The organism is Streptomyces lincolnensis, from assembly GCF_021173675.1.
Classification (GTDB): Bacteria; Actinomycetota; Actinomycetes; order Streptomycetales; family Streptomycetaceae; genus Streptomyces; species Streptomyces lincolnensis_B.
Window position 1 is genome coordinate 88,672 of the sequence record NZ_JAIHON010000009.1, and the last position, 25,845, is coordinate 114,516.

21 protein-coding genes are annotated in these 25,845 nt (G+C 72.2%); 5 read left to right on the top strand and 16 right to left on the bottom strand.

Features of this window, described 5'->3' with window-relative positions; all coding sequences use genetic code 11:
* From K4B79_RS26880 to K4B79_RS26910, 7 genes are all read right to left on the bottom strand, one after another.
* The gene (locus tag K4B79_RS26880; protein ID WP_232029506.1) at window positions 1–3,846 is read right to left on the bottom strand and encodes a lipopolysaccharide biosynthesis protein; all 3,846 of its coding nucleotides are present in this window, start codon (window positions 3,844–3,846) and stop codon (window positions 1–3) included.
* Entirely contained in the window at window positions 3,839–4,639 is an 801-nt protein-coding gene (locus K4B79_RS26885) for a polysaccharide deacetylase family protein (RefSeq protein WP_232029507.1), read from the bottom strand. The genes K4B79_RS26880 and K4B79_RS26885 overlap by 8 nt, the downstream gene beginning before the upstream one ends.
* Window positions 4,636–5,631: a glycosyltransferase family 2 protein gene (locus K4B79_RS26890; protein ID WP_232029508.1), complete on the bottom strand. Its 996-nt coding sequence runs from the start codon at window positions 5,629–5,631 to the stop codon at window positions 4,636–4,638. Before K4B79_RS26890 ends, K4B79_RS26885 begins: the two co-directional genes overlap by 4 nt.
* A complete protein-coding gene (locus K4B79_RS26895; RefSeq protein WP_232029509.1) occupies window positions 5,628–6,449 on the bottom strand; it encodes a glycosyltransferase family 2 protein in 822 nt (273 codons plus the stop codon). The genes K4B79_RS26890 and K4B79_RS26895 overlap by 4 nt, the downstream gene beginning before the upstream one ends.
* A gap of 378 nt (window positions 6,450–6,827) precedes the next feature.
* Entirely contained in the window at window positions 6,828–7,925 is a 1,098-nt protein-coding gene (locus K4B79_RS26900) for a GNAT family N-acetyltransferase (protein WP_232029510.1), read from the bottom strand.
* 1 nt (window position 7,926) lies between these two features.
* Window positions 7,927–8,361: a hypothetical protein gene (locus K4B79_RS26905; RefSeq protein ID WP_232029511.1), complete on the bottom strand. Its 435-nt coding sequence runs from the start codon at window positions 8,359–8,361 to the stop codon at window positions 7,927–7,929.
* Window positions 8,362–8,559: 198 nt separating this feature from the next.
* Window positions 8,560–9,768: a S8 family peptidase gene (locus tag K4B79_RS26910; RefSeq protein WP_232029512.1), complete on the bottom strand. Its 1,209-nt coding sequence runs from the start codon at window positions 9,766–9,768 to the stop codon at window positions 8,560–8,562.
* Between the two features lie 313 nt (window positions 9,769–10,081).
* Between K4B79_RS26910 and K4B79_RS26915 the strand changes: the two genes are divergently transcribed.
* Window positions 10,082–10,888 carry an SGNH/GDSL hydrolase family protein gene (locus K4B79_RS26915; RefSeq protein WP_232029513.1) on the top strand — a complete coding sequence of 269 codons (807 nt, stop codon included), beginning with the start codon at window positions 10,082–10,084 and terminating at the stop codon, window positions 10,886–10,888.
* Window positions 10,889–10,891: 3 nt separating this feature from the next.
* Here the strand turns inward: K4B79_RS26915 and K4B79_RS26920 are convergent, their stop codons facing one another.
* From K4B79_RS26920 to K4B79_RS26935, 4 genes are all read right to left on the bottom strand, one after another.
* A complete protein-coding gene (locus K4B79_RS26920) occupies window positions 10,892–12,529 on the bottom strand; it encodes a serine/threonine-protein kinase (protein WP_232029514.1) in 1,638 nt (545 codons plus the stop codon).
* 45 nt (window positions 12,530–12,574) lie between these two features.
* Entirely contained in the window at window positions 12,575–14,269 is a 1,695-nt protein-coding gene (locus K4B79_RS26925; RefSeq protein WP_232029515.1) for a nickel transporter, read from the bottom strand.
* Entirely contained in the window at window positions 14,266–16,122 is a 1,857-nt protein-coding gene (locus K4B79_RS26930) for a tetratricopeptide repeat protein (protein ID WP_232029516.1), read from the bottom strand. Before K4B79_RS26930 ends, K4B79_RS26925 begins: the two co-directional genes overlap by 4 nt.
* A gap of 147 nt (window positions 16,123–16,269) precedes the next feature.
* A complete protein-coding gene (locus tag K4B79_RS26935; RefSeq protein ID WP_232029517.1) occupies window positions 16,270–17,802 on the bottom strand; it encodes a DUF4331 domain-containing protein in 1,533 nt (510 codons plus the stop codon).
* Window positions 17,803–18,032: 230 nt separating this feature from the next.
* On the opposite strand from K4B79_RS26935, the gene K4B79_RS26940 reads away from it, so the two are divergent.
* From K4B79_RS26940 to K4B79_RS26950, 3 genes are all read left to right on the top strand, one after another.
* Window positions 18,033–18,575: a sigma-70 family RNA polymerase sigma factor gene (locus K4B79_RS26940; RefSeq protein ID WP_232029518.1), complete on the top strand. Its 543-nt coding sequence runs from the start codon at window positions 18,033–18,035 to the stop codon at window positions 18,573–18,575.
* Complete coding sequence (locus tag K4B79_RS26945; protein ID WP_232029519.1) at window positions 18,572–19,381, top strand: anti-sigma factor; 810 nt, start codon at window positions 18,572–18,574, stop codon at window positions 19,379–19,381. The genes K4B79_RS26940 and K4B79_RS26945 overlap by 4 nt, the downstream gene beginning before the upstream one ends.
* Window positions 19,382–19,507: 126 nt before the next feature.
* Window positions 19,508–19,777: a hypothetical protein gene (locus K4B79_RS26950; RefSeq protein WP_232029520.1), complete on the top strand. Its 270-nt coding sequence runs from the start codon at window positions 19,508–19,510 to the stop codon at window positions 19,775–19,777.
* A gap of 248 nt (window positions 19,778–20,025) precedes the next feature.
* Here K4B79_RS26950 and K4B79_RS26955 read toward each other — a convergent pair whose 3' ends face one another.
* Together K4B79_RS26955 and K4B79_RS26960 are read right to left on the bottom strand one after the other, a co-directional pair.
* On the bottom strand, window positions 20,026–20,808 hold the full coding sequence (locus tag K4B79_RS26955; RefSeq protein WP_232029521.1) for an ABC transporter permease: 783 nt from the start codon (window positions 20,806–20,808) through the stop codon (window positions 20,026–20,028).
* The gene (locus K4B79_RS26960) at window positions 20,805–21,758 is read right to left on the bottom strand and encodes an ATP-binding cassette domain-containing protein (RefSeq protein ID WP_232029522.1); all 954 of its coding nucleotides are present in this window, start codon (window positions 21,756–21,758) and stop codon (window positions 20,805–20,807) included. Before K4B79_RS26960 ends, K4B79_RS26955 begins: the two co-directional genes overlap by 4 nt.
* Before the next feature lie 63 nt (window positions 21,759–21,821).
* Between K4B79_RS26960 and K4B79_RS26965 the strand changes: the two genes are divergently transcribed.
* Entirely contained in the window at window positions 21,822–22,562 is a 741-nt protein-coding gene (locus K4B79_RS26965) for a TetR/AcrR family transcriptional regulator (RefSeq protein WP_232029523.1), read from the top strand.
* Here the strand turns inward: K4B79_RS26965 and K4B79_RS26970 are convergent.
* The 3 genes from K4B79_RS26970 to hmgA are packed head-to-tail and all read right to left on the bottom strand — an operon-like array spanning window position 22,559 to window position 25,845.
* A complete protein-coding gene (locus tag K4B79_RS26970) occupies window positions 22,559–23,716 on the bottom strand; it encodes a type ISP restriction/modification enzyme (protein WP_232029524.1) in 1,158 nt (385 codons plus the stop codon). The genes K4B79_RS26965 and K4B79_RS26970 overlap by 4 nt on opposite strands.
* A 26-nt stretch (window positions 23,717–23,742) precedes the next feature.
* Entirely contained in the window at window positions 23,743–24,492 is a 750-nt protein-coding gene (locus tag K4B79_RS26975; RefSeq protein ID WP_232029525.1) for a GntR family transcriptional regulator, read from the bottom strand.
* 27 nt (window positions 24,493–24,519) lie between these two features.
* On the bottom strand, window positions 24,520–25,845 hold the full coding sequence (hmgA, locus tag K4B79_RS26980) for a homogentisate 1,2-dioxygenase (RefSeq protein ID WP_232029526.1): 1,326 nt from the start codon (window positions 25,843–25,845) through the stop codon (window positions 24,520–24,522).

Consider the following 25,845-nt stretch of genomic DNA (forward strand, 5'->3'; position numbering starts at 1 on the left):
TCACTTCATCGTCAGGAACCGCTGCACCAGCGAGGCGAACAGCACCGCCAGCAGCGGAAGCGAGAACCAGAAGCTGCTCTGGAGCCAGCGCAGCTGCCGCACGCTCGGCCGCACCGCGACCCGCACGACCTCCCGCGCCGTCAGCAGCACGATCAGCGCGAGCGCGGCCAGGGCGCCGACGACCGACCAGGGCGTCCAGGTGATCTGCGGCCCGATCGGGCCCGGGTCGGCGGCCGGGACCTTGCCCTCGGGCTGCCGGCCGAGCGCGTACATCGTCACGTCCTCGTTGACGAAGACCTTCTTCAGCTCCTTGCGGGCGTCGAGGTTCTGGACCAGCCGGGGTTCCCAGGTCCTGGAGTAGCCCGCGTCCATCTGCAGGGAGACGACCTGGCTGCGGTTGATCATCAGATACGAGTTCGGGCCCGCGTCCTTGAGCGCCTTCACCAGGCCCGACACCAGCACCGGGTCGGCCGGCGCGAGCGTCGGCAGGTACTGGACCTTCTCCATGTCCTGCGCGCCCCACGGCATCGCCGGCGTCACGTTGTTCACCGTGTCGTCGGTCATCCACAGCAGCCGTACCGTCGGATCGTCGTGCGCGTAGACGTAGTCCATGGCCGCGACCTCGCCGGGCCGGATCCGCTCGAACGGCTCGTTGCCCCACCGGGCCACCAGGAAGCCGCCCATGAGCACCAGGCCCGCCATCAGGGCGGCCAGCGGTGCCAGGCTCACCCGGTCCTTGTCGCGTTCCTCCGTGGTGACGCCGGTGCGCGGGAACAGGGCGAGGGCGGCGAGCAGGGCCGCGCCCGGCAGGGCGAACATGAAGACCCGCAGCGCCATCTCACCGCCGTAGGACTGCATGCCGAAGCCCAGGAACGGGACGAAGGTCAGGACCAGCAGGGAGCGTTCGCGGTAGCGGTGCCAGCGGCGGCGCCACCAGCCCCAGCAGGCGAAGGCCATCACACCGCCGGCCAGCAGCACCCGCACGTACAGCACCAGCTTGTGCGTCGAACTGCCGCCCTCGATACGGCCCGACACGGACGAGGACACGTTGCCGCCGACCCCGCCGACCCCGCCGAACAGCTCGTCGAAGTGTCCCGACCAGTACGGCTCGGCCATGAAGCCGATCCAGACGGCCACCAGGACACCGAACAGGATGGGCAGGCCGCGCAGTTCGCTGCGGCCGATCAGGACGAGCACCGTCAGGACGCCCAGCATCACGAACGGAGTCAGCTGGTGCGCCGGCACGCTCGCCGCGAACAGGCCGATCACCACGGCCAGCAGGACGGCTCGTTGGCGGCGGTCGGTCGGCTCGACCTCGATCTCGCCCGGTCGCCGCCTGGTCCAGATCACGCCGGGTGCCCGGAACCAGACGAGCAGGATCGCCACGAAGACCAGGTACAGCAGATAGGTGAAGCCCTGCGGGGAGAAGTAGTCCTGGCCGACCCAGCCGCTGAGCACGAAGACCCAGATGCCGGTCCACTTGGCCCGCCAGCTCGCCCGCATGTGCCGGACCAGCAGGAACATCGGTGCCAGATAGAGGAGTTGGATGGCGGTCGGCCACCAGCGGATGACCTCGGTGAAGTCCGAGACCCCGCAGGCCCTGAGGACGAACGCGGCCACCGCGAAGAACCCCGGCCAGCTCCAGCGCGCGTCCAGGTCGGGCACGGCCGACCCGGTCCGGTCGATGTAGTCGAGGAACCCGAGGTGCTGCCAGGCCGTCGCGAACCGCGGTTCCGTCTCGATCACGGCCGGCAGCGCGTGCAGCGAGACCACCGTCGCCAGCAGCGTCACCATCAGCAGCGCCCGGTGCTCGCGGCCCAGCCACAGCAGCGAGGCGAAGACCACCACCAGCAGCGCGGCGCCCAGGAGCGTCGTGGCCGGCAGGACCGAGATCAGCCCGAGCCCGCCCATCGCGTCCAGATCGGCGTCACCGAGGCGCAGCGCCGGGATCCAGTAGAGCAGGAGCGCGGCGGTCAGCAGACAGCCCAGGATCACCCCGAGCCGGGTGGGCAGCAGCCGGGCGGGCCCCGAGGGCGGCGGCTCCTCGGACACGGGCGGCTCGTCCCGTACGGCGGCCTCCTCCGCGTCCGGCTCCTCCCGTACGACGTCCTCGTCCTCGTCCTCGTCGGCGTCCACGGCGGCCTCGAACGGTGAGTCCGCCTCGAACGGCGCGTCCACCTCGGTCTCCGCCGGGCCCAGCGACGCCTCCGATCCCGGTTCGCGCCTCTCCACCGGCAGCCCCAGCCCCAGCTCCGGCTTCAGCGCCCAGGTCGGCCGGTGCCTGGAGAGCTCGGGCGGGATCGCCGTACCGGTGGGCGGGGTGCCGGGCCCCGGGCGGACGTCGGGCCGGCGTTCCAGGTGGTCGAAGTCGACGTGGATGCCGAGGGCCAGGGTGTCCTGGTCGAGCGCCCAGGCGGGCCGCTTCGGCGCCGGGGCCGGCGTCTCGCGCGCCCCCAGGTCGGCGAGGTCCCCGTCGGGTGCCGCGTCCTCGGGCGGCCCGGGGTCCGAGACGCTCCGCACGGTCCTGTACAGCTTGGGCGCGGCGATGGCGACGATCACCGCGAGCGCGGAGATCTCGGCGACGCCCGCGCCGGTCAGGCCCATCCGGGGGAGCAGCAGCAGCGTGAGGCCGAGCACCAGCACGCACAACAGGCCCTGGAGCCAGGCGAGTCCGGCCGTACGGCTCTGGGCGCGCAGCACCGCGAAGTACGTCTCCATGACGACCCTGAGGACCGCGCCGACCGCGAACCAGCGCAGCAGCGGGGTGGCCGCGTCCGCGTAGCCCGCGCCGAAGACACCGAGGATCCAGGGCGCCCCGAAGAACAGCACACCGGCCACCGGCAGCATGATCCGGGCCATCCTCCTGAGCGCGGCCCGGGTGTTGGCGGCCAGCCGCCGGGGGTCGTGCGAGCCCTCGACGGTCAGCGAGGCACCCATGTTGATGGCGAGCAGGTTGACCGTGCCGCCGATCGTGGTGGTGATGTAGAAGTACGCGTTGTCCGCGGCGCTCACCTGCGAGGCGATGATCACGGGGATCAGGTAGACCGCGGCCAGGGAGAACAGCGAGCCGGTGTAGTCGCCCGCCAGGAACCGTCCGATCTCCCTCAGCGTCGGCGGACGGGCGTGCTCGTCGGTCGCCTCCACGTGCCGGGGCGCCAGCCGCCGGAAGACCAGCCAGCCCAGCGGCAGCACGGAGAACGCGATCGCCGCGACCCAGGAGACGAACACACCGGTCGTCGGGATCGCCACCGCGAACGCGACCAGCAGCCCCAGCTTGACGGCCGAGAACACCGTGTTGCCGACCGGCACCCACAGCGCGCTGCGCAGCCCGGTGAGCACCCCGTCCTGGAGGGTGAGCAGGTTCCAGGCGACGACGGCCACCACGAAGCCCAGCGCCGGCACCGGCCCGTGCAGGAAGCGGTACGACGGCCCCCACATGTCCAGGGTCAGCAGGAACACCGCCGCGGCCAGCGCCACGATCGCCGAACTGCCCACGTACGTACGGAGGATGAACCGGCCCGTGGCACGCCCCGCGACCGGGATGAAGCGGGCCAGCGCACCGGTGAGCGTCACCGCGGTCAGACCCGCCAGGAACTTCATGGCGGCGATCGCGGCGGAGCCCTGGCCGACCGCCGACTCGGAGTAGTAGCGGGCGGCGGCGAGCCAGAAACCGAGGCCGAGCACCGCCGAGATGCCGGTGTTCAGCATCAGGGCGTAGGCGTTGCGGAACAGCTGGCTGCCCCCGCCGGACCGGCCGAGGCCGGGCAGCCTCAAGCGGCGCCCCGACTGCTCGGGCGCCTTGGGCGCGGTCGACTCGGCCTCGGTCGTGGTCGTCGTGTCAGACACGGGAACGGATGGCCTTCCGGCGGACCTGTCGTGCTCTGCGGACCACTGCGTACCCCTTGGTGAGGGCGCGGTCCCTGGCGAAGTTCCGGGTGAGCGCACGGCCTTCGACGAGCCGCGCGAACTCCTCCGCGTCCGTGGCGCGGCGCACGGTGACGCGACGCAGGGCGTACGGCCCCTGCCGGCGCCGGGCGAGGCCGTTGCCGACGGCGAGCGCCTGGGCGTACCCCGTCTCGCGCACAGCCTGCCGCACCCGGCGGCTGGAGTAGCCGTAGGGGTAGGCGAACGAGGCCGGGACGGTGCCGAGTTCGTCGGTGACGATCTCCTTGCAGTGGATCAGCTCGTGGCGCAAGGAGGCGTCGTCGAGCTGGTCGAGCTGCGGGTGGCTGTGGCTGTGCCCGCCGATCTCGACGCCGGCCGCGGCCAGGTCGCGGACCTGGTCCCAGTCCAGCATGGTGTCGAGGCCGCCGCCGGTGTCGTGGGCGCCCCGGATCCAGCCCGTCGAGACGAACAGGGTGGCGGCGAAGCCGTGCTTGGCGAGCACGGGCAGGGCGTGCCGGTGCACGCCCTCGTAGCCGTCGTCGAAGGTGATCAGGACGGGCCGTCCGGGCAGTGCGCGGCCGTGGCGCCAACGGGCGGCGAGATCGGCGGTGGTGAGCGGGGTCAGACCCGACTCCCCGAGGGCCGCCATCTGTTCCGCGAAGGCGTCCGGGGTCACCGACAGCTCCCGGGTCGCCTCGTTCGGGTCGGTCGCCACCGAGTGGTACATGAGGATCGGCACGGGTGTGTCGGTCATCTGCGGCCCCCCTCGATCTCGGCGACCGTGAAGACCGTTCCGGCGCGGCGCGCCCGGACGCTCCCCATGACGTACCCACCGGCCGCCGTCAGCACCCCGGCGACGATCGCCCCCGCCCGTCCGGCGCCGCCGGGCCGGGCCAGCAGGGCGTCCCGCAGCCCGCGCGCCACCCCGGCGGGCAGCACCCGGGTCGCGTACCGGCGCTCGGACTCAAGGCCCTTGTCCGTCCCGACACTTCGGGCCACCAGGGCCTTCGACAGGCCCTCGGCGTAGGCGCGCGTGCGGAAGTACCCGAAGTGCTCGCGCGCCTCGGGCACCCGGTGATGGATGACCGCACGGTCGTCGATCAGCAGGATCGCGTCCGGTCTGGCCCGGGTGAGCCGGATGCACAGCTCCGTCTCCTCGCAGCCCAGCGGACGCTTGTCGCCGTCGCGTCCGATGCCGGTGGCGAAGCCGCCCGCCGCGTCGAAGGCCGTACGACGGAAGGAGGCGTTGCCGCCGAGCACGTTGCGGACCCTCACCAGCCCGGTGGGCAGGCCCTTGTACGTGCAGCCCACGATCCAGTCGAACTCCTCCGGGAACCAGGCCGGCCGGCGCCCCGAGGCCCAGACGGGCTCGGTACGGCCGCCGACGGCCATGACCCGCGGATCGGCGTAGCCCTCGGCGAAGTGCCGGAGCCAGTCCCGTTCGGCGACGGCGTCGTCGTCCAGGAAGGCGATCACGTCGCCGCGCGCGGCGGCGATCCCGGTGTTGCGGCCGGCGGACAGGCCACGGGGGCCCGCGTTGGCGAGCACCCGCACGTCCCCGGCTGCCGTGTACTCCTTGAACTCCTTGGCGAGCCGGTCCAGGAGCGCCGCGTTGTGGTCGACGACCAGCAGCGTCTCCAGGGCCGGCCGTGACTGCGCCCGTACCGAGGCGACCGCCGCGAGGATGTCCTCCCAGCGGTCCTCGGTGTAGACGCAGATCACGACGGAGATGTCGGGACCGCTCAAGACACCTCTCCCCGGACCGTGTCGAGCATCGGGGAGGGCTGTGTACGGCGGCGCAGGGCCCGCCGGTTGGAGCGCTCCTTGAGGATCACCCGGAGCACCCGGAGCCCGTCCCGCACGGCCCGCAGATTGCTGGTGCCGTGGATGCGGAGGTACTCGTGGCTCGGTATCTCCTGCACCTTGAGCCCCGCCTTGACCACCCGGATGTTCATCAGGGTCTCGACCTCGAAGCCGGTGCAGTCCAGGTCGATCTTGTCCAGGCAGTGCCGCCAGAACGCGTTGTAGCCGTAGCACAGGTCCGTGTAGCGGGCGCCGAACTTGCGGTTGACGACCGTGCACAGGGCCCAGTTGCCCAGCTTGCGGATGAAGGTCATGTCGTCGGTGCCGCCGCCGTTGGCGAAGCGGGAGCCCTTGGCGAAGTCCGCGCCCGAGACCAGGGCGGAGACGTAACTGACGATCTCGTTGCCGTCGGCCGAGCCGTCCGCGTCGACCATCACGATGATGTCGCCGCTGCACGCCTGGAAGCCGGTGATCAGGGCATCCCCCTTGCCCTTGCCGCGCTGCGGCACGACCTTGACGTCCGGCCACAGCGAGCGCGCCACCTCGACGGTGTCGTCGCTGGAGTTGCCGTCGACCAGGACCACTTCGTGGATCCAGTCCGGCAGCGTCTTGAAGACGTACGGAAGGTTCTCCGCCTCGTTCATGGCGGGGATCACCACGCTCACCGGCGGTGTGATCGCCAAGTGGGAGGAGATCGGTCGGTAGTTGGCGGATATGAACGTTTCCTGGCCCGTACTGGCCGGGCGCAGAACAGAACTCATGAGTCTGGTCCCTCTCGTCCGGTGGACCGCCCGCCCCTGGGCGGCCCGCTCTTTGTCCGGTTCGAAAGGGGGGTTTTCACACACGGCACGACGGCACGGAACTCCGTACCTGCCGAGTGAGCTGGCAAAGCTGGCCGGCCCCGCACAGTGGCGGCCGACCGCGCGGCACGACTCGGTCACAGTTGCGGTCACCGAGCACGGCACCCCCCTACCGCGCCCCGCGCCGGGATCCATCGCGGTCCCTGAGCCCTCCCCTGGAGCCGCTGGCTGATGGGGCCGATGCGGGTGAGATGTACGACGGTATTGACGATTGAGCCTGTATGGCAAGACCTGGAACTAGGCCTCACGTTTTTGATGGTTTGACCGTTACCGATCGACTTACGTACGGCCCGAGCGGATCTTTCCGACCCTTTTGAGCAGTTTGTCGGCGGGTTCGAACAGTTCCGGCCGGGACACCACCACGTTGCGCAGTGCCCGGACCGGGGCCCGACGGGCCCGATGCCCGACCGCCACCGGGTGACGGCGGGTCACCCACCCCTCGGACACGTTCAGCTCGCGTGTCTTCAGGGAGTCCTTGTATTCCTTCTGGCCCCGGCCGAGATCCAGATAGGCGATGCCGTCGGCGGCGGCCGCCTCGGCCATCCGCAGATGCAGCACCAGGCCGGGGGAGTACTTCGAGTACGCCGTGTCGTACGCCGGGAACCAGCACGCGAGCACCCGCTCGGTGCGCAGCCCGAAGTGCGCGGCGATCGGCTTGTCGCCCGCGTACAGCACGGACAGGATCCCGGCGAACGGCTCGGAGCGGGTGTGGAACAGCTGCTGCACGAGCCGGGTGATCCAGTCGTGCGCGAAACGGTCGCTGCGCCCGGTCCTGCGGTACTGCGCGGACTTCCAGTTCATCAGGGCGCGCAGGGCGGCCGGGTCCCGCTCGTCGTGCACGTAGCGCACCTCGCCCGCGTCCCGGCCGAGCTTGCGCTCCTTGGCCAGCGTGGTGCGGGTGAACTTGGGCGAGCGCTCACGCAGCTGGGCCAGATAGACCTCGTAGCCCTGGTCGACGTCCATGACCGGGGACGGGAAGGTGCCGGAGGCCTCCGCCTCGAACGGCCGCTGTCCCTCGATGAGATGATCGAACTCGAAGACCGCCAGTCCACAGGCCCGCAGCAGCTCCCGGGCCTCGAAGGCGAATCCGGGCCGGTGCACCAGGCCCTGGGCGTCCGAGACGCCGAGACCGATCGCCCGGCCGACGCCGGCGGCGCTTCTCTGGTACGGCAGGAACGCGGCCGGTTCGCCGCCCTCCCGGACGACGGCGATCCGTACGCCGCGTCTGCACCGCCCCACCGCGAGCGCGAACTCGGGGGAGAGGAAAGGGTTCGCCAGCTCGGGCGAACCGTGCAGATGGGCCTTGGACTGCATCGCCGTCCAGGCCGCCCGGTCGGCCGCGCTCAGCTCGCCGGGCCGGTACACGCTGAGGTCCACGTCAGTCGCCCTGTCTTCTCGCGGTACGGCTCCGCAGGCGCCGTACCGAGGCCGGCAGAAGGATGAGGGCGCTGAGCGCGGTCACGGCCACGATCCCGCCGCTCACCGACCAGCGGTGCGTGGCCAGCATGCCCTGGGCCACCAGCATGTTCAGGACGACCGAACCCGCAACCGCGGTGAGCAGCCGGCCGAACGGATCCAGCCCCCGCAGCGCGGCGGCGATGGCGGCGGCGGGCGCCGCGAGCAGGAAGAACAGGGTGAGCGGGGCGCGCAGGGGTGAGTCCGAGTCGGCGAGCGCGAGCAGTGCGCCGCATCCCCCTATGGCCGTCGCGGCCCCCGCGAGCAGCGCTGCCAGGTCCCTCCCCGGTCCTGGCCGTGCCCGTTCGGTGCCGTTCGTCCGCGCTGTTGAAGATGTCTTGATGCGTATGGTCTGCATTGGCGACTTTGCCCCCCGACGCGCCGGATGCCGGGCTTCAATGTCGCGCAGGCCGCGGGGGCCAGTCAAGACCGGGGTGCTGAGAGGTACTTGTTCGGCTGCGGGTCCGATGTGGCTGGTCGCGCCCACGCGGCGGAGCCGCACATGTAAGGGGCCCCGCGCCCCTGAGGTGGGGCGCGGGGAACGCGTGTTGTTCCGTTACGGGACGATCTTCAGCAGCCTGTTCGGGGAGCTGGTGCCCGGGCTGGTGACCTTGCCGGTGGTGGAGCCGTTGATCAGGGCCGTGGCGACCTGGGCCGGGGTGGCCGAGGTGTGGTTCGCCAGGTAGACCGCGGCCGCGCCCGCCACGTGCGGTGTCGCCATCGACGTACCGGAGATGGTGTTCGTCGCGGTGTCGCTGGTGTACCAGCCGGCCGTGATGGAGGAGCCGGGGGCGAAGATGTCCAGCGCCGAGCCGTAGTTGGAGTAACTGGCGCGGGCGTCGGTGCTGGTGGTGGCGCCGACCGTGATCGCCGAGGCGACGCGGGCCGGGGAGGACGAGGAGGCGGTGGTGTTGCTGTTGCCGGCCGCGACCGCGTAGGTCACGCCGCTGGCGATGGAGTTCGCCACCGCGTTGTCCAGGGTGGTGGAGGCGCCGCCGCCGAGTGACATGTTGGCCACCGAGGGACCGCTGTGGTTCTGGGTCACCCAGTTGACGCCGGCGATGACGCCCGCGGTGGTGCCGGAGCCGGCGTTGTCGAGCACCCGGACCGCCACGATCTTGGCCTTCTTGGCGATGCCGTAGGTCGAGCCGGCGATGGTGGTGGCCACGTGGGTGCCGTGGCCGTTGCCGTCGGAGGCGGTGGTGTCGCCGTCGACGGCGTCGTAGCCGTAGCTGGCCCGGCCGCTGATCTGGGCGTGCGTGATGCGGACGCCGGTGTCGATGACGTACGCCGTCACGCCGCTGCCCGCGCTGTCCGGGTAGGTGTAGGTGCCCGAGAGCGGCAGGGAGGTCTGGTCGGAGCGGTCCAGACCCCAGGGGGCGCTGGACTGGGTGACGTCGGTGACGTGCACCTTCTGGTTCTGCTCGACCGTGGCCACCGACGGGTCGGCCGCGAGTCTGCGGGCCTCGGCCGCGGAGAGGGTGGCGGTGTAGCCGTTCAGCGCGGCGCCGAACGTCTTGTTCACCGAGCCGCCGTACTCCTTGATCAGGCTGCGGCCCTCGGTCGAGGCGGCCTTGAAGTCCACGCTCTTCTTCAGCGTGACGATGTAGCTGTCCTTGATCGCCGTGGGGGAGCCGGCGGCCAGGACGGTGCCCTCGGCGGGGGCGGCGTGGGCGGGGAGGGCGGTGAGTCCGCCCACGAGGGCGGCGGACGCCAGGCTGGTTATCGCGGCGATCCGGAGCTTCTTGCTACGCAGTTGTGCCATTACGAGGGAGTCCTCCTCATAGGCGACGGCGCCTGGGTGGGGCGCCGTCCGTGGGGGGTGCCCGCGTCGTCGCGGGCACGGCCGTGGAGCGTCGCGTTCCGCCCTACGGCTGAGTAAAGAATCAGTGGTCTACGGGTGTAGATCAAGGGACTTGAAGGCATGTCACATATTTGTCATGGACGCGTAATCGAACGCGCCGTCAACGCGCCGGGACGATCCCGTAAACGGCTGGAAAGTCTTGGCATGAACACTTCCCGTCAACCCGCGTAGTTGCTACGAAAGTTGTGGCAGAGATCCTGCTAAGGGAGGTTCCATGAGACGTTCCCGACTTGCCGTATACGTCAGCTCACTCCTCCTCGCCGCCGGCACCGCCCTCACCGGAGCGGCCACCGCGCAGGCGTCCCAACTCGCCGCCCCCGGCGGCTATGTGGCCCTCGGCGACTCCTACTCCTCCGGGGTCGGCGCGGGCAGCTACCTCTCCGCGAGCGGCGACTGCAAGCGCAGCACGAAGGCCTATCCCTACCTCTGGGCCGCCGCCAACTCACCCTCGTCCTTCGACTTCACCGCCTGCTCCGGCGCTCGAACGGGTGATGTTCTCGCCGGTCAACTCGCCCCGCTCAGCGCCTCCACCGCCCTCGTCTCGATCACCGTCGGCGGCAACGACGCCGGGTTCGCCGACGTCATGACGACCTGTGTCCTGCAGTCCGACAGCTCCTGTCTGTCCCGGATCAACACCGCCAGGGCGTACGTCGACTCCACGTTGCCCGGCAAGCTCGACAGCGTGTACTCGGCGATCCGCTCCAAGGCACCGAACGCCCGCGTGGTCGTGCTCGGCTACCCCCGCTTCTACAAGCTCGGCACCACCTGCGTCGGCCTCTCCGAGACCAAGCGGAAGGCGATCAACGACGCGGCCGACTACCTCGACACGGCGATCGCCAAGCGCGCCGCGAACCACGGCTTCGCCTTCGGCGACGTCCGGCCCCCGTTCACCGGCCACGAGCTCTGCTCGGGCAGCCCCTGGCTGCACAGCCTGAACCTGCTCAACGTCGGGGAGTCGTACCACCCGAAGGCGGCCGGCCAGTCCGGCGGCTACCTGCCGGTGTTCGACAGCACCGCCTGACCGTCACTCCTCCGGCGACACGGAAGCGGAGGCCCCGTCCGACGGGGTCTCCGTCACGCAGGTCACCGAGAACGGCACCGCGTTGGACTCCGTCTCCACCGGGTCGCGCACCTCGACGCTGATCTCGTTCTCGAAGCTCCCGCTGTCGTCGTTCGTGGTCACGAACGCCGTGTCCTGCTTGGTGGTCGCGCCGCCCTCCGGGAACGAGAGCGTCTTCCACCCCGGATCCATGATCTCGCCGTCCCGCGACACCCAGCGGTAGCTCACCTGCGCCGGCAGGCTGCCCACCGTGAACGTCGCCGTGAAACCGGGTGCCCGGCCCTGCGGCGGCGGACAGGTGCCGGAGTACTCCGTGTTGGAGCCCGCGAGCGAGACCCGTACCGACTGCGGCGGCGGCGCCGACGTGGTGGTCTCGTCGCTCGGGCCGGGCGTCTCCTCGGGCTGCGAGGTGTCCTGCGGGGCGGTGTCGCTCGGCGAGGGTGAACTCAGCCCCGACGTCTGGTTCTTGGGGCCGCCGCCTTCCGCCTGCTTGCCGTCGTCGCCGTTCAGCAGCGCGTACGTCAGACCGGCGATCGCCAGCGCCAGGACGGCGATGCCCGCGACCAGGACCACGGCGGCGCGGCGGTTGCGGCGCGGGCCCGTGTCCGGGGGTGCTCCCGTGGGGGTCGTCGGACCCGTCGCGGGGGACGGCTGCGTCCAGGGCTGCGGGGGCGGCGGAACCGGCGCCGCGGTCGTCCGGGGCTGCGTCTGCGGGGAGGGGGCGGCGATCGTCGGCGCGTACGGCCCCGCGGCCATGTCGTCCGTACGGGGCGTGCCGCCCGCCCCGATCACCCGCAGGTCCGCCTCGGCCCGCTCGGCCGGCAGCCGCTCGGCCGGGTCCTTGCGCAGCAGCCCCTCGATCACCGGGGCCAGCGGACCGGCCCGGTGCGGCGGCGGCAGTTCCTCGTCCACGATCGCGCGCAGGGTGCTGAGCGGGGTGTCCTGCCGGAAGGGGGAGTGGCCCTCGACGGAGGCGTAGAGGAGGACACCGAGCGACCACAGGTCGGACTCGGGACCCGGCGTACGCCCCAGCGCCCGCTCCGGTGCCAGGAACTCCGGCGAACCGATGACCTCACCGGTCATCGTCAGCGCGGAACTGCCCTCGACCATGGCGATGCCGAAGTCGGTGAGCACCACGCGTCCGTCGTTCGACAGCAGGACGTTGGCCGGCTTCACGTCCCGGTGCAGCACACCCGCCGCGTGCGCGCCCCGCAGCGCGGACAGCACCTCGGCGCCGATGTGCGCGGCGCGCTGCGGGGAGAGCGGGCCCTCGGCGTCCAGCAGCTCGGCGAGCGAGATGCCGCGCACCAGCTCCATGACGATCCACGGGCGGTTGTCCTGCATGGCCACGTCGTAGACCGTCACCACGTTGCGGTTCGCGACCCGGGCCGCGGCCCATGCCTCGCGCTCCAGCCGGGCGTACATCCGCTCGACCTCCGAGGCCGGCAGCCCGTGCGGCGCGCGTACCTCCTTGACGGCGACCTCGCGGTGCAGCAGCTCGTCGCGGGCCCGCCACACCGTGCCCATACCGCCCTCGCCGAGCGGGGACAGCAGCCGGTAGCGGCCCGCGATCAGCCGTTCACTGCCCGGTTCTTCGGACACGGGCTCCCCCTCTGCGCATCCGAGTGATTTCTCCCCAAAAGTAGCTCAGCCGAGTGCGGATGCCGCCCCCTTGAGCACCAATCCGGCCCCAAGGGCCACGACCATGAGCGCGGATCCCAGGGGTACGGCCCTGCGGACCAGGCGCGTCAGCCGGCCCGCCGCCAGCCGCGGACGCCGGTCCAGCATCCGGGTGACACCGGTACCCAGCTTGACGACGGCGAAGCCCGCCGCGGTCAATGTCAGCGCCAGGCCGACGCCGTACGCCACGACGAGCAGCAGACCGAACCAGGCCTGCCCGAGCGCCGCCGCGCCCACCAGGACGACGACCGCGGACGGACTCGGCACGAGGCCTCCGGCGAAGCCGAGGAGGATCGTGCCGCGGAGGGTGGGGGCGACGGCGTGGGTGTGGGTGAAGCCGCCGTGGGAGTGCTCGATGGTGTGGTCGTGCTTGTGATCGTGTGTGTGGTGGTGATGGTGGTCGTGGTCGCCGTGCGGGTGGCTGTGGTCGTGATCGGGCGCGTGCTCGTGCTCTTGCTCGTGGTGGTGCGGGGGATGCGGGTGCTCGTGGGTGTGTCCCGTGGTGGCGGTGGAGTCGGCGGCGCCCGCGCTCACGGACGCCAGGACCAGGGCGCGCTCGGGGGCCTTGGCCGGTTCGTGGGGGTGCGGGTGCTCGTGCTCGTGGGCGCGCGCGTGGGCTCGGTGGTGCCAGGCCCGGCGTACGAGGGTGAGGCCCGCGAGCGTGACCAGGAGGCCGCTGGAGATGCCGAGCCAGGCGATCACCGAGGGGGCCGCCGCGGATCCGGCCGTGACGAGGAGGCCGAGGGCGACCACGCCCAGGGTGTGGGTGACGGTGACCGAGGCGGCCAGCGGGAGGACGTCCTTCATCCGGGCCCTGCCGCCGCGCGCGGCGGCCACCGCGGCCATCAGCGTCTTGCCGTGGCCCGGGGCGAGCGCGTGCATGGCGCCGAGGACCACGGCGATGAGGACGGCCAGCGCGGCGAAACCGACGGTGAGGTCGTGGCGGGCGACCAGCGAGTCCAGGGCGCGGGTCCAGCGGTCCGCGCCGCGCGGGAGGACGGAGGCGGCGGGCGCGTCCCCTGCGGCCCCCTCGGACCCGTCGGCGAGCGCCGGGCCGCCGGGGCGCACCCGGAGCGACGCGGACGTGGTGTCGGCGGGGGAGGACAGCAACTCGGCCGGGTACGTGGTCAGTTCACGGGAGAGCGACTCCTCCGGTACGTCCGAAGCGGTGAGCGTCGTCCGGTCGCCGCGCGCGGTGATCTCCCGCCAGCCGGGGCCGGAGGACGCGCCCGCGCTGCGGAAGCCGAGGGCCACCGTGTCGCCCTCGGGCAGCGGTGCCCTCAGGTCGCATTCCACGCGGAGGGTGTCCAGCCCGGCCTGGCCGGGACGCACCCGCACGACACCGCTCTGCGCGGTGAGGGCGACCGTACGGCCGTCGACGGTGGCCTCGCTGTCCCGCGCGGCCGTCGCACACCGCTGCCGGGCCCACTCGGTGGTGCCCAGCCGTTCCAGGTCCCCCTTCGCCTGGGTCGCCGGGATCTCGGCGAGGTCCTCGACGTGGTCGACGCGCAGTTCGCCCGGGGCGGTGACCAGGCCGTCGTAGTGGTTGACGGTGAAGTTGCCGAGGGGGTGCGCGCTCGCGGTCGCCGACGGGACGAGCACCAGCGCGCAGGCCGCGGTGAGGACGGCCGCGCCGGAGGCGAGCAGGCGACGGGGGTTCATTCGGCGGCCTCCAGTGCCTTACGGGCCTCGCGGGCGCCCAGCGGCGAGAAGCCGGGGTTCAGCTCCAGGGCCGCGGTGAGGTGGGTGCGGGCGTCGTCCGGGTGGCCGGTGGCCCGCTCGATGATGCCGCGGTGGTAGAGGAAGGCGGCGTTGCGGTAGCCGGTGGCGGTGGCCTTGCGGGCGTACGGCAGGGCCTCCTTGTCGCGGCCGTTGACGTGCAGCGCCCAGGCGAGGGCGTCCGCCGTGTGCACGGTGTGGCGGCGGGCCCACTCGGCGCGGGCGGCGCGCAGGGCCGCGGCCTTGTCGCCGTGGTCGGCGGCGGCGAGCGCGGTGTCGAGGTCGGCGTTGACCTTGTTGGCGCGGGCCAGCGCCGTCCAGGCGTCCACCAGGGCGTACAGGTCGCGGGCCTTCGCCGGGTCGCCCTCGGCACCGCGGTCCTCGTACAGCTCACCGAGTTCGACGAGCGGGCCGGGCAGCGGGTAGCGGGCGACGACGTCCTCCATGCCCTTGATCGCCGCCGCCCGGTCCCCGCTCGCGGCCTGCGCCCGGGCGCGGCCCTCCAGCGCCGGGACGTAGGTGTCGTCGGCGGCGAGGGCACGGGCGTAGTGGGTGAGGGCCGCCTTGTGGTCGCCCTGGTTCCAGGCGAGCTGGCCGAGCGCTGTGGACACGTAGGAGATGTCTCCCGGGGTGGTCGCGGAGGCCAGCGCCTGGTCCAGCACGCGCTGTGCGGTGCGTACGTCGCCGCGCAGTTCGCGCACGTACGCGTACCGCGTGAAGACGGGGACGCCGGGGCGCCTGCTGTCCGCGGTGTCGGCGGCCTTCGACGCCTCGTCGTAGCGGCCGAGTTCGACGAGGGCGTCGATGCGGGAGGACAGGGCGCGTTCGTTGTAGGGGTTCTGCTCCAGGGCGCTGTCCGCGTACTTCAGGGCGTCCTCGAAGTCGTGCCGGGCGGCGGCGAGCGCGGCGCGGCCGGCCAGGGCCTGGTCGTACTCCGGCTTCAGGTCGAGCGAGCGCTTCAGGGCCTCCTCGGCCTGCGGGTAGCGCGAGGGGTCGCCCTTCGTCCTGGCCTGCTCCACGTAGGCCAGCCCGAGCGTCGCCCAGCCGCCGAAGTCCCTCGGCTGGTCCCGGAGATGCGCCTGCAACGCGCCGATGCCCGTGTCCAGGTCCCCGCTCGACAACAGCTCCGGCGACAGCGCGGCCGACGCGGCCGTCGCCGCCTTCGCGCCGTTCCCGTCCCGCACCGCCCCGAACGCGATCGCCCCCGCGGTCATCGCGACGGCCAACAGGGCCGCGCAGCCCGCCAGTTGCGCGGCTCGCCACCGTCGCCCGGCTGCCGCGACCCGCCGCACGGCGGCGACGCGTTGGTCGGGGGTGGGGAGTCCGTCCGTGGTGAGGGAGGGCTTGTGGGCCGGGGCGGGTGTGGGCGTGCCGCCCGGATGCGCCGAGTTGGGCGGCTCGTCGGCGCTTGCCCGAGAGGGGCGCTCGCTCGCCTCGGGGGTGGGCCGGTGGTCCGAGTCCGGGGCCGGGGAGGCTGAGGGCCTGGTCTCGTCGGTGGTGCGCTCGTCCGGAGCCGGAGCCGGAGCCGGAGCCGGAGCCGGAGCCGGGCCGGCGTCCCCGGTCGGCGGGCTCGGCGGTTCCTGGCCGGCCGGAGTGGCCCGCTCGTCCTCGGGCGTGGTGGCTCGGGCCACCGGATCCCCGGTGCTCCGGCCGCCCCCGCGTGCGGTGACCCCTTCCTCCGTGTCCGCGGTGGCCCGCTCACTCGCCTCCGCGCTCGGCTCCGGGGTGATCTGGGCCCCCGCCCTCGCGGGGGGTGGGGCCTCGGTGGGCTCGGTGTCGTCGGTGCGCGGGGACATGCCCTCTCCTCGGTCGGGTTGGTGCGTGGGGCGGCGCGGCCCGCGCCGTGGGGGATGGGTTACGAGCGGGCCGCGCCGGTCGGTGGGGTGCGTCGGCCCGTCCGGGAGGGGGGTGGGCTCCCGGACGGTGAGCCGACCGGCACCGCTCTAGTACGCCCGGTCCCGCATCCGGCGCCACCACAGCAGCGCGCCGCCGATCAGCAGGATGCCCAGCGCGCCCGCGCCCGCCGAGCCGGCGATCAGGGTGGTGTCGTCCATACCGCTCGCGCCGGCCGGCTGGAGGGCGTCACCGAGCTGGCTGCGGACGTCGTTGCCCTCGGACGTGCCCTTGGCGAGCGGACCGCGCGAGCCCTCCGTCGGCAGCGCGACGTACGGGAAGGCCTTCTCGAAGTCCTTGTCGTTCTTGTCGACCGCGTCGCCGAGGTCGTTCTTCGCGCCGACCAGTTCACCCTCGACGACCTGGAGCGAGGCGTCGATCACGTCGTCGGTCAGCCGACGCCCGTTCGGGAAGCCCGCGTTGTCGCCGTCCAGTACACCGAGCCGCTTGGGTTCGGCGGCCGGCTTGATCGAGGTGTTCAGGCGCAGCTGCTCCGACGGTGTCACGTGCGGCGGCTGGTTGAGCCCCTCGACGCCCTTGAGGAAGACGTCGACGAGGTCGTTGCGCGGCTCCTTGGGAGCCGGGATCTTGTAGATCGCCTCGATGAGCTTGGGCAGCTCGGGGTTGGTGACGTTCTTCAGGAACTGGGCGTCCTCCCACGGCGAGGACGCGTTGAACTTGTCCTTGTCCTTGAGCGGGTTGACCACCTCGTTGACCAGCGGCATGCCCAGACGCGACACCTGGGAGAAGTAGCCCTGCGCGTTCTTGCGCTGCGTGGTCGACCAGATGCCGACGACCGGCTGGTCCTTCGACTCGGCGATCATGTCCGTCGGGACCTGGAGGGCGATCGAGTTGACGTTGTAGCCCTTGAGGGTGTCGTTGCCGACCTCGGTGAGGTTCCCGCCGTACAGCAGGTCGAAGACCCGCAGGTCCAGGAAGAACGGGTCGTCCGCCTGGCCGGCGAAGGTCTTGGAGCCGTTGCTGAGCTTGTGGACCGCCTGGTTGCGCAGCGTGGCGTAGTCCGGCATCGACGCCTTGCCGACGTTCGAGGGGGCCACCGGGACGTCGTCGGCGATCTTCGTCTTGTACGTGACCTTCTGCTTGCGCAGCTTGATCATCTCGATGTCGTACGTCTGCGTGATGTTGAGGTCCGGGTCGTCCAGGCTGGTGACCGGACCGGTGTTGTAGAGGAACGTCTTGTCGTTCTTCGTGTGCGTCTTGAACGTGTAGCGGAAGAGCAGATCGCCCTGCGCGTCACCGTCGTTGTCGATGTGCAGGTCGTACTGCGCGTCCTCGGCGAACGTGAAGAAGTTCGGTCCGCCCGCCGGTTCCTCGAAGGGGATCCAGTTCGCGACGACCGTCGTCGTGTCCGGGTGGTCCGGGCTGACGAACGCGTACACGTCCGTGTTGTCGTACTGGGGCTGCCCCGAGATCAACGGGGCCTCCCGGTGGCTGGAGGCGGAGGCCGCCCCCGGTTCCAGCGTGGCCACGCCGGCGGCTGCGAGGCCGCCGGCGGCCAGCGCACCACATACGAGCGTCGCGACGCTCCTGCGTCCCGAGCCGCTCCTGGAGATAGGTGTCATGCCGTCCGTCCTCAGTCCCAACTTGCCTGACGAACGCGATTCGGAGCGGTCGGCAGGGCGGATTGGTCGAATGCCAAACGTTCTTACGGCGCGGCACCGAAGTTGTTTCATCGTCCTGCGACCCGCGTTTTGCGCTCCGCGATCCGTAACCCCATCCGGAGGTGGGTTCGTTGCGAATGTCTCGTGGGGCGGGACGGCCCCGATGCGGCCTGGCCGGAGGGGGCGACGAGGTGGAGGCGGACGAGCTGCTGGTGCGGGTGGCCGGTGGTGATCAGAAGGCGTTCGAGGATCTGTACGGGCTGGTGTCCGGACCGGTCTTCGGACTGGTCAGACGGGTCGTACGCGACCCGGCGCAGTCGGAGGAGGTGGCGCAGGAGGTGCTCCTGGAGCTGTGGCGGTCCGCGGCCCGGTTCGACCCCGGGCGGGGCAGCGCCCTGTCCTGGGTCCTCACGCTCGCCCACCGCCGGGCCGTGGACCGGGTGCGCAGCGCCCGCGCGGCCGGCGAACGCGAGCAGCGCGAGGCGCGGCGGTCCCACCACCCCGCCTTCGACCAGGTCACCGAGGAGGTCGAGGCCGGACTGGAACGCGAGTGGGTGCGCCGCTGCCTGGACCGCCTCACCGCCCTCCAGCGCCAGTCCGTCACCCTCGCCTACTACGACGGCTATACGTACCGTGAAGTGGCCGAGCGGCTCTCGCTGCCGCTGGGCACGGTGAAGACGAGGATGCGGGACGGACTGACCCGTCTGCGCGAGTGCCTGGGAGGTGCGGCGTGAGTCTCTTCCGACGGGAGGACATCCACTCCCTGGCCGCGCCCTACGCCCTGGACGCCCTCGAACCCGACGAGCGGCGCCGCTTCGAGAAGCATCTGAAGAAGTGCGCCGCCTGCGCCGCCGAGGTGCGCACCCTGTCCGAGGACGCCGTCCGGCTCGCCTGGTCCACGGCCGCCCCGCCGCCGCTCGCGATGCGCGACCGCGTGCTGGCCGCCGTACGCACCACACCGCAGGAGCCCTCCCCGCAGGCCGCGGCGCGTCCGCGGGCGACCCAGCTGCCGCCGCACGTGTGGGGCACCCAGCCACCGCCGGCCCGTGCCCGCGCGGCCCGCTCGCGCCCGCTGTTCGTCCCGTTCGCCACCGCGACGGCCGCCGCGGCGCTCGTCGTCGCCTCACTGTTCGCCGTCCAGGCGAACGAGGCCCAGGACGAGCTGAACGCCCAGCAGGCCCAGGCGCGTGAGATCGCCCACGTTCTGGGAGCCCCCGACGCCCGGGCGACGACCGCACGGGACGCCCGGGGCCGGAGTATCGGCGCGATCGCCTCGGCGGCGGAGGGGCGTGCGGTGGTCACCCTCAGCGGATACGGGGGGCTGCCGAGCGACCGGGTGCACCAGCTGTGGCTCATGCGCCCCGACGCGCAACCGCGCTCCCTGGGCCTCTTCGACGGCGACACGCCCTTGGTCACATCCGGCCTGGACAAGTCGGCGACATCACTCGCTGTGACCGTCGAGCCGGGCGGGGGCTCACCGCAGCCCACTACCCAGCCGATTGTCCAACTCGCCCTGAAATCGGTTGGATTCGGAGAGTAACCGCCGATGGGTCGTCAACCCCCTTATGGGGAAGGTGAATCCTGTGACCGCGATACACGAGTGCCCCGGGGGAGCGATAGGGTTACTCTGCCCGGGCCGGGTGGACTCGTACGGGTGGGGAGTGACATGGAGCAGATAACAGTGCGCAGCAGGGCCAGGGTCCCTGCGATCACTTGCGGGAGCAGCGCGACCAGTTCGCGTCTCGACCGCCATCTTTCGGTGCTGGCGGGACCTGCCGTCCCGCAGCGGGAGACGGCCGAGGCGACCTCGCTGATGCGTGAGCTGACCACACGTGACACCGCGAAGGACCGCAGTGCCAGGGGGACGCGGGTGAGCCGTGTCTCGCTCTTCGCACCGCTGCGTCGCCTGCGGCGTTCGCTGTTCGGCGGGCGCTGAGCGACACCGTCGTACCTCGGGACCTGCCCGAGGGCTCTCGCTCGGGTCGCCACACCGTCCCGGCATGTCGCCGCGCTCCCGTCCCCGTCACCCCCACGGCGCGCAGCGGCGCACCGGTGTGGCCCCGGGCGCGGGCGAGACCCCCGTCCCCGCCCACGCCCCGCCGTCCCCCGTCGTCCGGCACGCTCCCACCCCGCGTGCCCGACAGTGCCGTCATATGCGGAGGCCGACCACCCGGCGGTGGTGCCTCACCGCTCGCCCCGCGCGTACCGCCGCACCGCCGCCGGCACGAACACCGCCAGCAGGACCGCACACCAGGCCAGTGACCCGGCGATCGGATGCGCCACCGGCCAGGCCGCGTCCTCCGGCACCGGCGCGTTCCCGAACAGGTCCCGCAGGGCCGCCGTCACCGCGCTGATCGGATTCCACTCGGCGACCGTCCGCAGCCAGCCCGGCAGCCCCTCGGTGGGGATGTACGCGTTGGACAGCAGCGGCAGCAGGAAGGTCGCGCCGCCCAGCTGGCCCGCCGCCTCCTCGTTGCGGGTGGCCAGGCCGAGGAAGATCCCGATCCAGGTCATGGTGAACCGGAACAGCAGCAACAGGGCGAAGGCGCCCAGTGCCTCCCCCGCGCCGCCCTCGACCCGCCAGCCCACCGCGAGCCCGACCAGCAGGAAGGGCACCGTCCCGGCCGCCGTCACCACCAGGTCCGCGCCCGCCTGCCCCAGCGGCACCGCCGCCCGGCTCATCGGCAGCGTCCGGAAGCGGTCCATCACACCCCGGTGCGTGTCCTGGGCGGCCTGGAACATCCCGGCCATGATCCCGCCCGAGGCGGTCGCCACGAGCAGGCCGGGCACCAGGAACGCCCGGTACTCCTCGCCCGGCATCGCCAGCGCGCTGCCGAAGACGTAGCCGAAGAACAGCAGCATGCTGACCGGCATGGTCTGGGTCAGGATCAGCAGCCCCGGGTTGTTCCGCAGCCGCCGCAGCTGGCGGCCCAGCATCGCGGTCCCGTCGTACGCCAGTGTGCTCATGCCGCGGTCTCCTTCTGTCCCAGGTCCTCCGTCAGCCGGAGGAACACGTCGTCGAGGGTCGGTGGGCGCAGGCTCGCGTCCAGCAACGGGACGCCGGCCGCGTCCAGTTCGCGCACCAGGCGCGGGAGGGTGAGCGTCGTGTCGCGGGTGACCGCGCCGACCGCGTTGCGGTCGTGGTCGAACGAGGGCTGCCCGCCGGTGAATTGATCGAGGACGCCCGCCGCCCGCACCATCACGTCCGGGTGCGCGACGACGACCTCGACATGCGCCCCGATGAGTCCCTTCAGCTCGGCCGGGGAGCCCGTGTGCGCGACCCGTCCCCGGTCCACCAGGGCGATGTCGTCGGCGAGTTGGTCGGCCTCCTCCAGGTACTGCGTGGTCAGCAGCACCGTCGTGCCCTCCGCGGTGAGATCGCGCACCGCGCCCCAGATCAGGTTGCGGCTGGCCGGGTCGAGGCCGGTGGTCGGCTCGTCCAGGAACAGCACCTCGGGGCGGCGGATCAGGCTCGCCGCCAGGTCCAGGCGGCGGCGCATCCCGCCGGAGTAGGTGGACACGGCCCGGTCGGCGGCCTCGGTCAGACCGAAGCGGTCGAGCAGTTCGCCGGCCCGCTCGGCAGGGCCCCGCACCCGGTGCAGCCGGGCGAACAGCCGGAGGTTCTGGCGGCCGCTGAGGTCCCCGTCGACCGAGGCGTACTGCCCGGTGACACCGATCCGGGTCCGGACCGCCGCGGCCTCGCCGACCAGGTCGTACCCGGCGATCCGGGCCGAGCCCGCGTCGGGCCGCAGCAGCGTGGTGAGCAGTCGGATGGCCGTGGTCTTGCCGGCCCCGTTCGGACCGAGCACTCCGCAGACCGTGCCCCGCGCCACCGCGAGATCGAGCCCGCGCAGCGCGTGGACGGCGCCGAAGCGCTTCTCCAGACCTTCACTAAGTACGGCGTACGTAGAAGTCATGGGTCGACCATAGCGCACTACGTACGGTGTACGTAACTAGGATGGTGGACGAGGTGATGATCGATGGCGGGCCGAGCGGCCGTACCCGAAGTGATCTGGGCCCGTCCCGAGCGGACGGGCCGCGGGCCCAAACCGGCGTTCACGCGCGCGGACATCGCGGCGGCGGCTGTCCGGATCGCCGACGCGCAGGGGCTGGACGCGGTGTCGATGCGGCATGTCGCGGCCGAACTGGGCTGCGGCACCATGTCGCTGTACAACTACGTCCCCCGCAAGGAGGACCTGTACGAGCTGATGGTGGACGCGGCCAGCGGCGAGCACGAGCTGTGGGAACCGACGGGGGACTGGCGGGCCGACATGCTCCACGTCGCCCACCAGACCCGCGAGCTGATGCACCGCCATCCGTGGATGCCGCGCCTGATGTCAGGGGTCTACGGCTTCAGCCCCAACGCCCTGCGGTATCTGGAGCACTGCCTGGCCTGCCTCGATCCGCTGGACGCGCCCTCCGGCACCAAGGTGGAGCTCATCGCGATGCTCAACGGATGCGTGACGGTCTACGTCTCCAACGAGCTGGCCACGGCCGAGCGCGCGCGGTCGCTGCCCTGGTCGCAGGAGCAGGAGACGGCGGTGCGGATCGCGTACCTGGGAAGCCAGGTGGCCTCCGGCGCCTATCCGAGGCTCGCCGCGTCCTTCATGGAGGACGCGGGGCCGATCGATCTGGAGGCGGTGTTCCAGCGGATGCTGGGCAGGGTGCTCGACGGCTTCGACCCCGGGCCGCGCCCCGGGCCGCGCCCCGGGCCGCGTTAGATCAGCGCGAGCTGTCCCTCCGGTCCCTCCTCGTGCCCGTCCAGTACCGACGCCGGCCTGCGGGCCGCGTCCGGTACCGGCAGGACACCCGCCTCGCGCAGCTCCGCCGCCGTGATCGGCGCGGTCACGGCCGGCTCCTCGCGCGGCTCCGCCAGGAGCGCCAGCACGGTGATCAGCTCCAGCAGTTCCGACGTCCACCCCTGCGTCCAGCCCGCCGGGCGGATCGCCGCCAGCGTGCCGGGCTCGGCCTCCGCGGTGCGGGCCGTGAACCACTGCTCCAGCACCCGCACCCCGCCCACCTCGAAGTCCCAGGCCTCGGGCGGCACGGGCGAGACGCGGCCCCCGTCGAGGTGCAGGCTCTCCTCCTCGCGGTCGTAGTGCAGGGTCAGCGGCCGGGACGGCAGCGGAGCGCGGACGTAGGGACGGCGGCCGCCGGGGAGCCTGGGGCGCTCGCCGTCGCGGCGCATCAGCCACAGGGCGCGGCGGCCCGACTCGACGCCCCGCGCCCACAGTTCGGGGTCCTCGGTCAGCGGGACGGCCAGGCCGGGGCGTACCGCCGCCACCGTCCAGGCGAGCACGTCCAGCGGCTCGGGCGGGTGGCCGAGACGGGTGCCCAGATGCTCCAGCAGGCCGGGCGCGAGGTTGGGCTCCGTGCCGCCGGGGCGGCGGAAGAGCGGGCGGATCCGGCCCGGCCGGAGCAGCGGCAGCAGGGAGGACGCCAGCAGAAGGGGGCCCGTCGGCTCGGCGGCGGCCGGGATCTCGGTGACGAAGACCTGCCGCTCGTCGGCCACCCGCCACAGTTCCGGCCGGGCCGCGTCGATCAGCCGGTGGTCGGGGATCAGCCACTGTTCGTCGAACGGGGCGGCCAGCACGCGGACGGGCTCCGGGCAGGGGCCCGAGGTGCGGGCCAGCTTCTCCGTGCCGCCGCTCTGCCCCGGCAGCTGCCCGACCGCCGAGCGCAGGGTGCGCGAACGCGTCGGCTCGAACAGGGCCTCGCGGTCGGGCCCCTCGGCCTTCATCAGCGCGTCCCAGCGGGCCTTCAGGGATGCCGCGTCGGGTCCCGTCGGCCACCCCCGGCCGAGCCGCGGCGGTGCGACGGACCACGGCATGAGGTCCGCCAGCAGCGGAGCGTCGTCGTGCGTCACGCTGGGCATCGTACGACTTGGTGCCGACAGCCGGGTCAGGTGGCGTCGAGCGTCACCGTGAAGGAGAAGCGGTCGCCCCGGTAGTGGATCACCGCCGCGTCCAGCACGCGGCCCCTCGCGTCGTACGTCACGCCCGTGTAGTGCAGGATCGGGCTGAGCAGCGGGACTTGGAGCAGCCGGGCCGTCTCCGGATCGGCCAATCGCGCCTCCACCGTGTCCGTGATGCGGCTGATGTCCGCGCCCACGGCGTCCCTGAGTACCTTGGTCATCGGCCAGCGCAGCAGGTCGTCGAGGTCGATGCGCGCGGCCAGTTCGGGACGGACGTAGTTGCGGGCGTGGTTGGTGGGCTCGCCGGTCTTCTCGTCGCCGCGCAGTCGGTGGTACGTCGCCACCTCGCCGAGATCCGGGAAGTGCTCGGCGAGTTCGGCCGGCACCGGCCGCGTGCCGTGCTCCAGCAGCTCGGTCGTCATGCCGGACTGCTGGGCCACGATGGCGTCCACCGAGCCGAGCAACCGCACGGGGGCGCCCCGGCGGGCGTCCGGCTCGATGAAGGTGCCGCGCCTGCGGTGCCGGCTGATCAGGCCCTCGTCCTCCAACTCCTTCAGCGCCTGCCGCATGGTCAGCACGCTCACCCCGTAGTGCCCAGCGAGCTGCTCCTCGGTGGGCAGCCGCAGCGGGTCCCGGGGGGAGCGGCCCAGTATCGAGGCACGCAGCGACTGCGACACCTGGTACCAGAGCGGCAGCTTGCGGTTCAGGACGATCGAGTCCGGAGCGAAGGAGGTCACGGGCTATCCGTACCTTTCGCGGTTCGGTCAGTGCAACGGGCGGAAGTGACGTTCGAGGCCCGACCACACGTCGTCGTAGCCCTGTTGCAGGTGCTCCGCCCGGGCCGCCCCGGGGGTCAGGGTGACCGGCCAGCGCGTCTCGAACATGAAGGCCAGGCCGTCGTCCACCTTCTGCGGCCGCAGCTCGGCCGCGCTCGCCCGGTCGAAGGTCTCCCGGTCCGGACCGTGCGCCGACATCATGTTGTGCAGCGAGCCGCCCCCGGGCACGAATCCCCCCTCACCGGCGGTCTTCGCGTCGTACGCGCCCTCGATCAGGCCCATGTACTCGCTCATCACGTTCCGGTGGAAGTACGGCGGCCGGAAGGTGTCCTCGCCCACCAGCCAGCGGGGCGCGAAGACGACGAAGTCGACACCGGCCAGCCCCGGGGTGTCGGACGGAGACGTCAGCACCGTGAAGATCGACGGGTCCGGGTGGTCGTAGGAGATGGTGCCCAGCACATTGAAGCGGCGCAGGTCGTAGCTGTACGGCACATGGTTGCCGTGCCAGGCGACGACATCGAGCGGGGAGTGGTCGTAGGTGGCCGTCCAGAGAGTGCCGCAGAACTTGTTGACCACCTCCACCGGGCCCTCGGTGTCCTCGTAGGCGGCGACGGGTGCCAGGAAGTCCCGGGGGTTGGCGAGTCCGTTGGCGCCGATGGGGCCGAGGTCGGGGAGCCGGAAGGGGGCGCCGTAGTTCTCGCACACATAACCGCGGGCCGAGGCGTCCAGCAGCTCCACACGGAAGCGGACCCCGCGCGGGATCAGGGCGATATGGCCCGGCTCCACATGGAGGAGCCCGAACTCGGTGCGCAGCAGCAACCCGCCGAGCTCCGGGACGATCAGCAGCTCGCCGTCGGCGTCACTGAAGACCCGCTCCATCGAGGACGTGGCGTGGTACAGGTGCACGGCCATGCCGGTGCGCTGGGTCGCGTCGCCGTTGCCGCCGAGCGTCCACAGCCCCGCCAGGAAGTCGGTCCCCGGCGCGGGCTCCGGCAGCGGGTTCCAGCGCAGGCGGTTCGGGTCGGGCACGGACTCCGTGAAAGGGGCCGTTCGGATCGAGCCGTTCTCCGTGCGGGTGAACGCCGGATGCGCGGCCGACGGGCGGATCCGGTACAGCCACGAGCGGCGGTTGTGGGCCCTCGGCTCGGTGAAGGCCGTACCGCTCAGCTGCTCCGCGTACAGCCCGAGCGGGGCGCGCTGCGGCGAGTTGCGGCCCTCGGGCAGGGCGCCGGGCACCGCCTCGGAGGCGTGCTCGTTGCCGAAACCGGAGAGGTGGGTCAGTCCCTCGGCGGTCTTGCGCGCTTCCCCGCTCAT

Coding starts and splice junctions, on each gene's coding strand:
- K4B79_RS26950 (WP_232029520.1), top strand. CDS start 19,508: ATGGAGCAGATAACAGTGCGCAGCAGGGCCAGGGTCCCTGCGATCACT.
- K4B79_RS26955 (WP_232029521.1), bottom strand. CDS start 20,808: ATGAGCACACTGGCGTACGACGGGACCGCGATGCTGGGCCGCCAGCTG.
- K4B79_RS26965 (WP_232029523.1), top strand. CDS start 21,822: ATGGCGGGCCGAGCGGCCGTACCCGAAGTGATCTGGGCCCGTCCCGAG.
- K4B79_RS26930 (WP_232029516.1), bottom strand. CDS start 16,122: ATGTCCCCGCGCACCGACGACACCGAGCCCACCGAGGCCCCACCCCCC.
- K4B79_RS26925 (WP_232029515.1), bottom strand. CDS start 14,269: ATGAACCCCCGTCGCCTGCTCGCCTCCGGCGCGGCCGTCCTCACCGCG.
- K4B79_RS26885 (WP_232029507.1), bottom strand. CDS start 4,639: ATGACCGACACACCCGTGCCGATCCTCATGTACCACTCGGTGGCGACC.
- K4B79_RS26895 (WP_232029509.1), bottom strand. CDS start 6,449: ATGAGTTCTGTTCTGCGCCCGGCCAGTACGGGCCAGGAAACGTTCATA.
- K4B79_RS26910 (WP_232029512.1), bottom strand. CDS start 9,768: ATGGCACAACTGCGTAGCAAGAAGCTCCGGATCGCCGCGATAACCAGC.
- K4B79_RS26935 (WP_232029517.1), bottom strand. CDS start 17,802: ATGACACCTATCTCCAGGAGCGGCTCGGGACGCAGGAGCGTCGCGACG.
- hmgA (WP_232029526.1), bottom strand. CDS start 25,845: ATGAGCGGGGAAGCGCGCAAGACCGCCGAGGGACTGACCCACCTCTCC.
- K4B79_RS26905 (WP_232029511.1), bottom strand. CDS start 8,361: ATGCAGACCATACGCATCAAGACATCTTCAACAGCGCGGACGAACGGC.
- K4B79_RS26970 (WP_232029524.1), bottom strand. CDS start 23,716: ATGCCCAGCGTGACGCACGACGACGCTCCGCTGCTGGCGGACCTCATG.
- K4B79_RS26915 (WP_232029513.1), top strand. CDS start 10,082: ATGAGACGTTCCCGACTTGCCGTATACGTCAGCTCACTCCTCCTCGCC.
- K4B79_RS26960 (WP_232029522.1), bottom strand. CDS start 21,758: ATGACTTCTACGTACGCCGTACTTAGTGAAGGTCTGGAGAAGCGCTTC.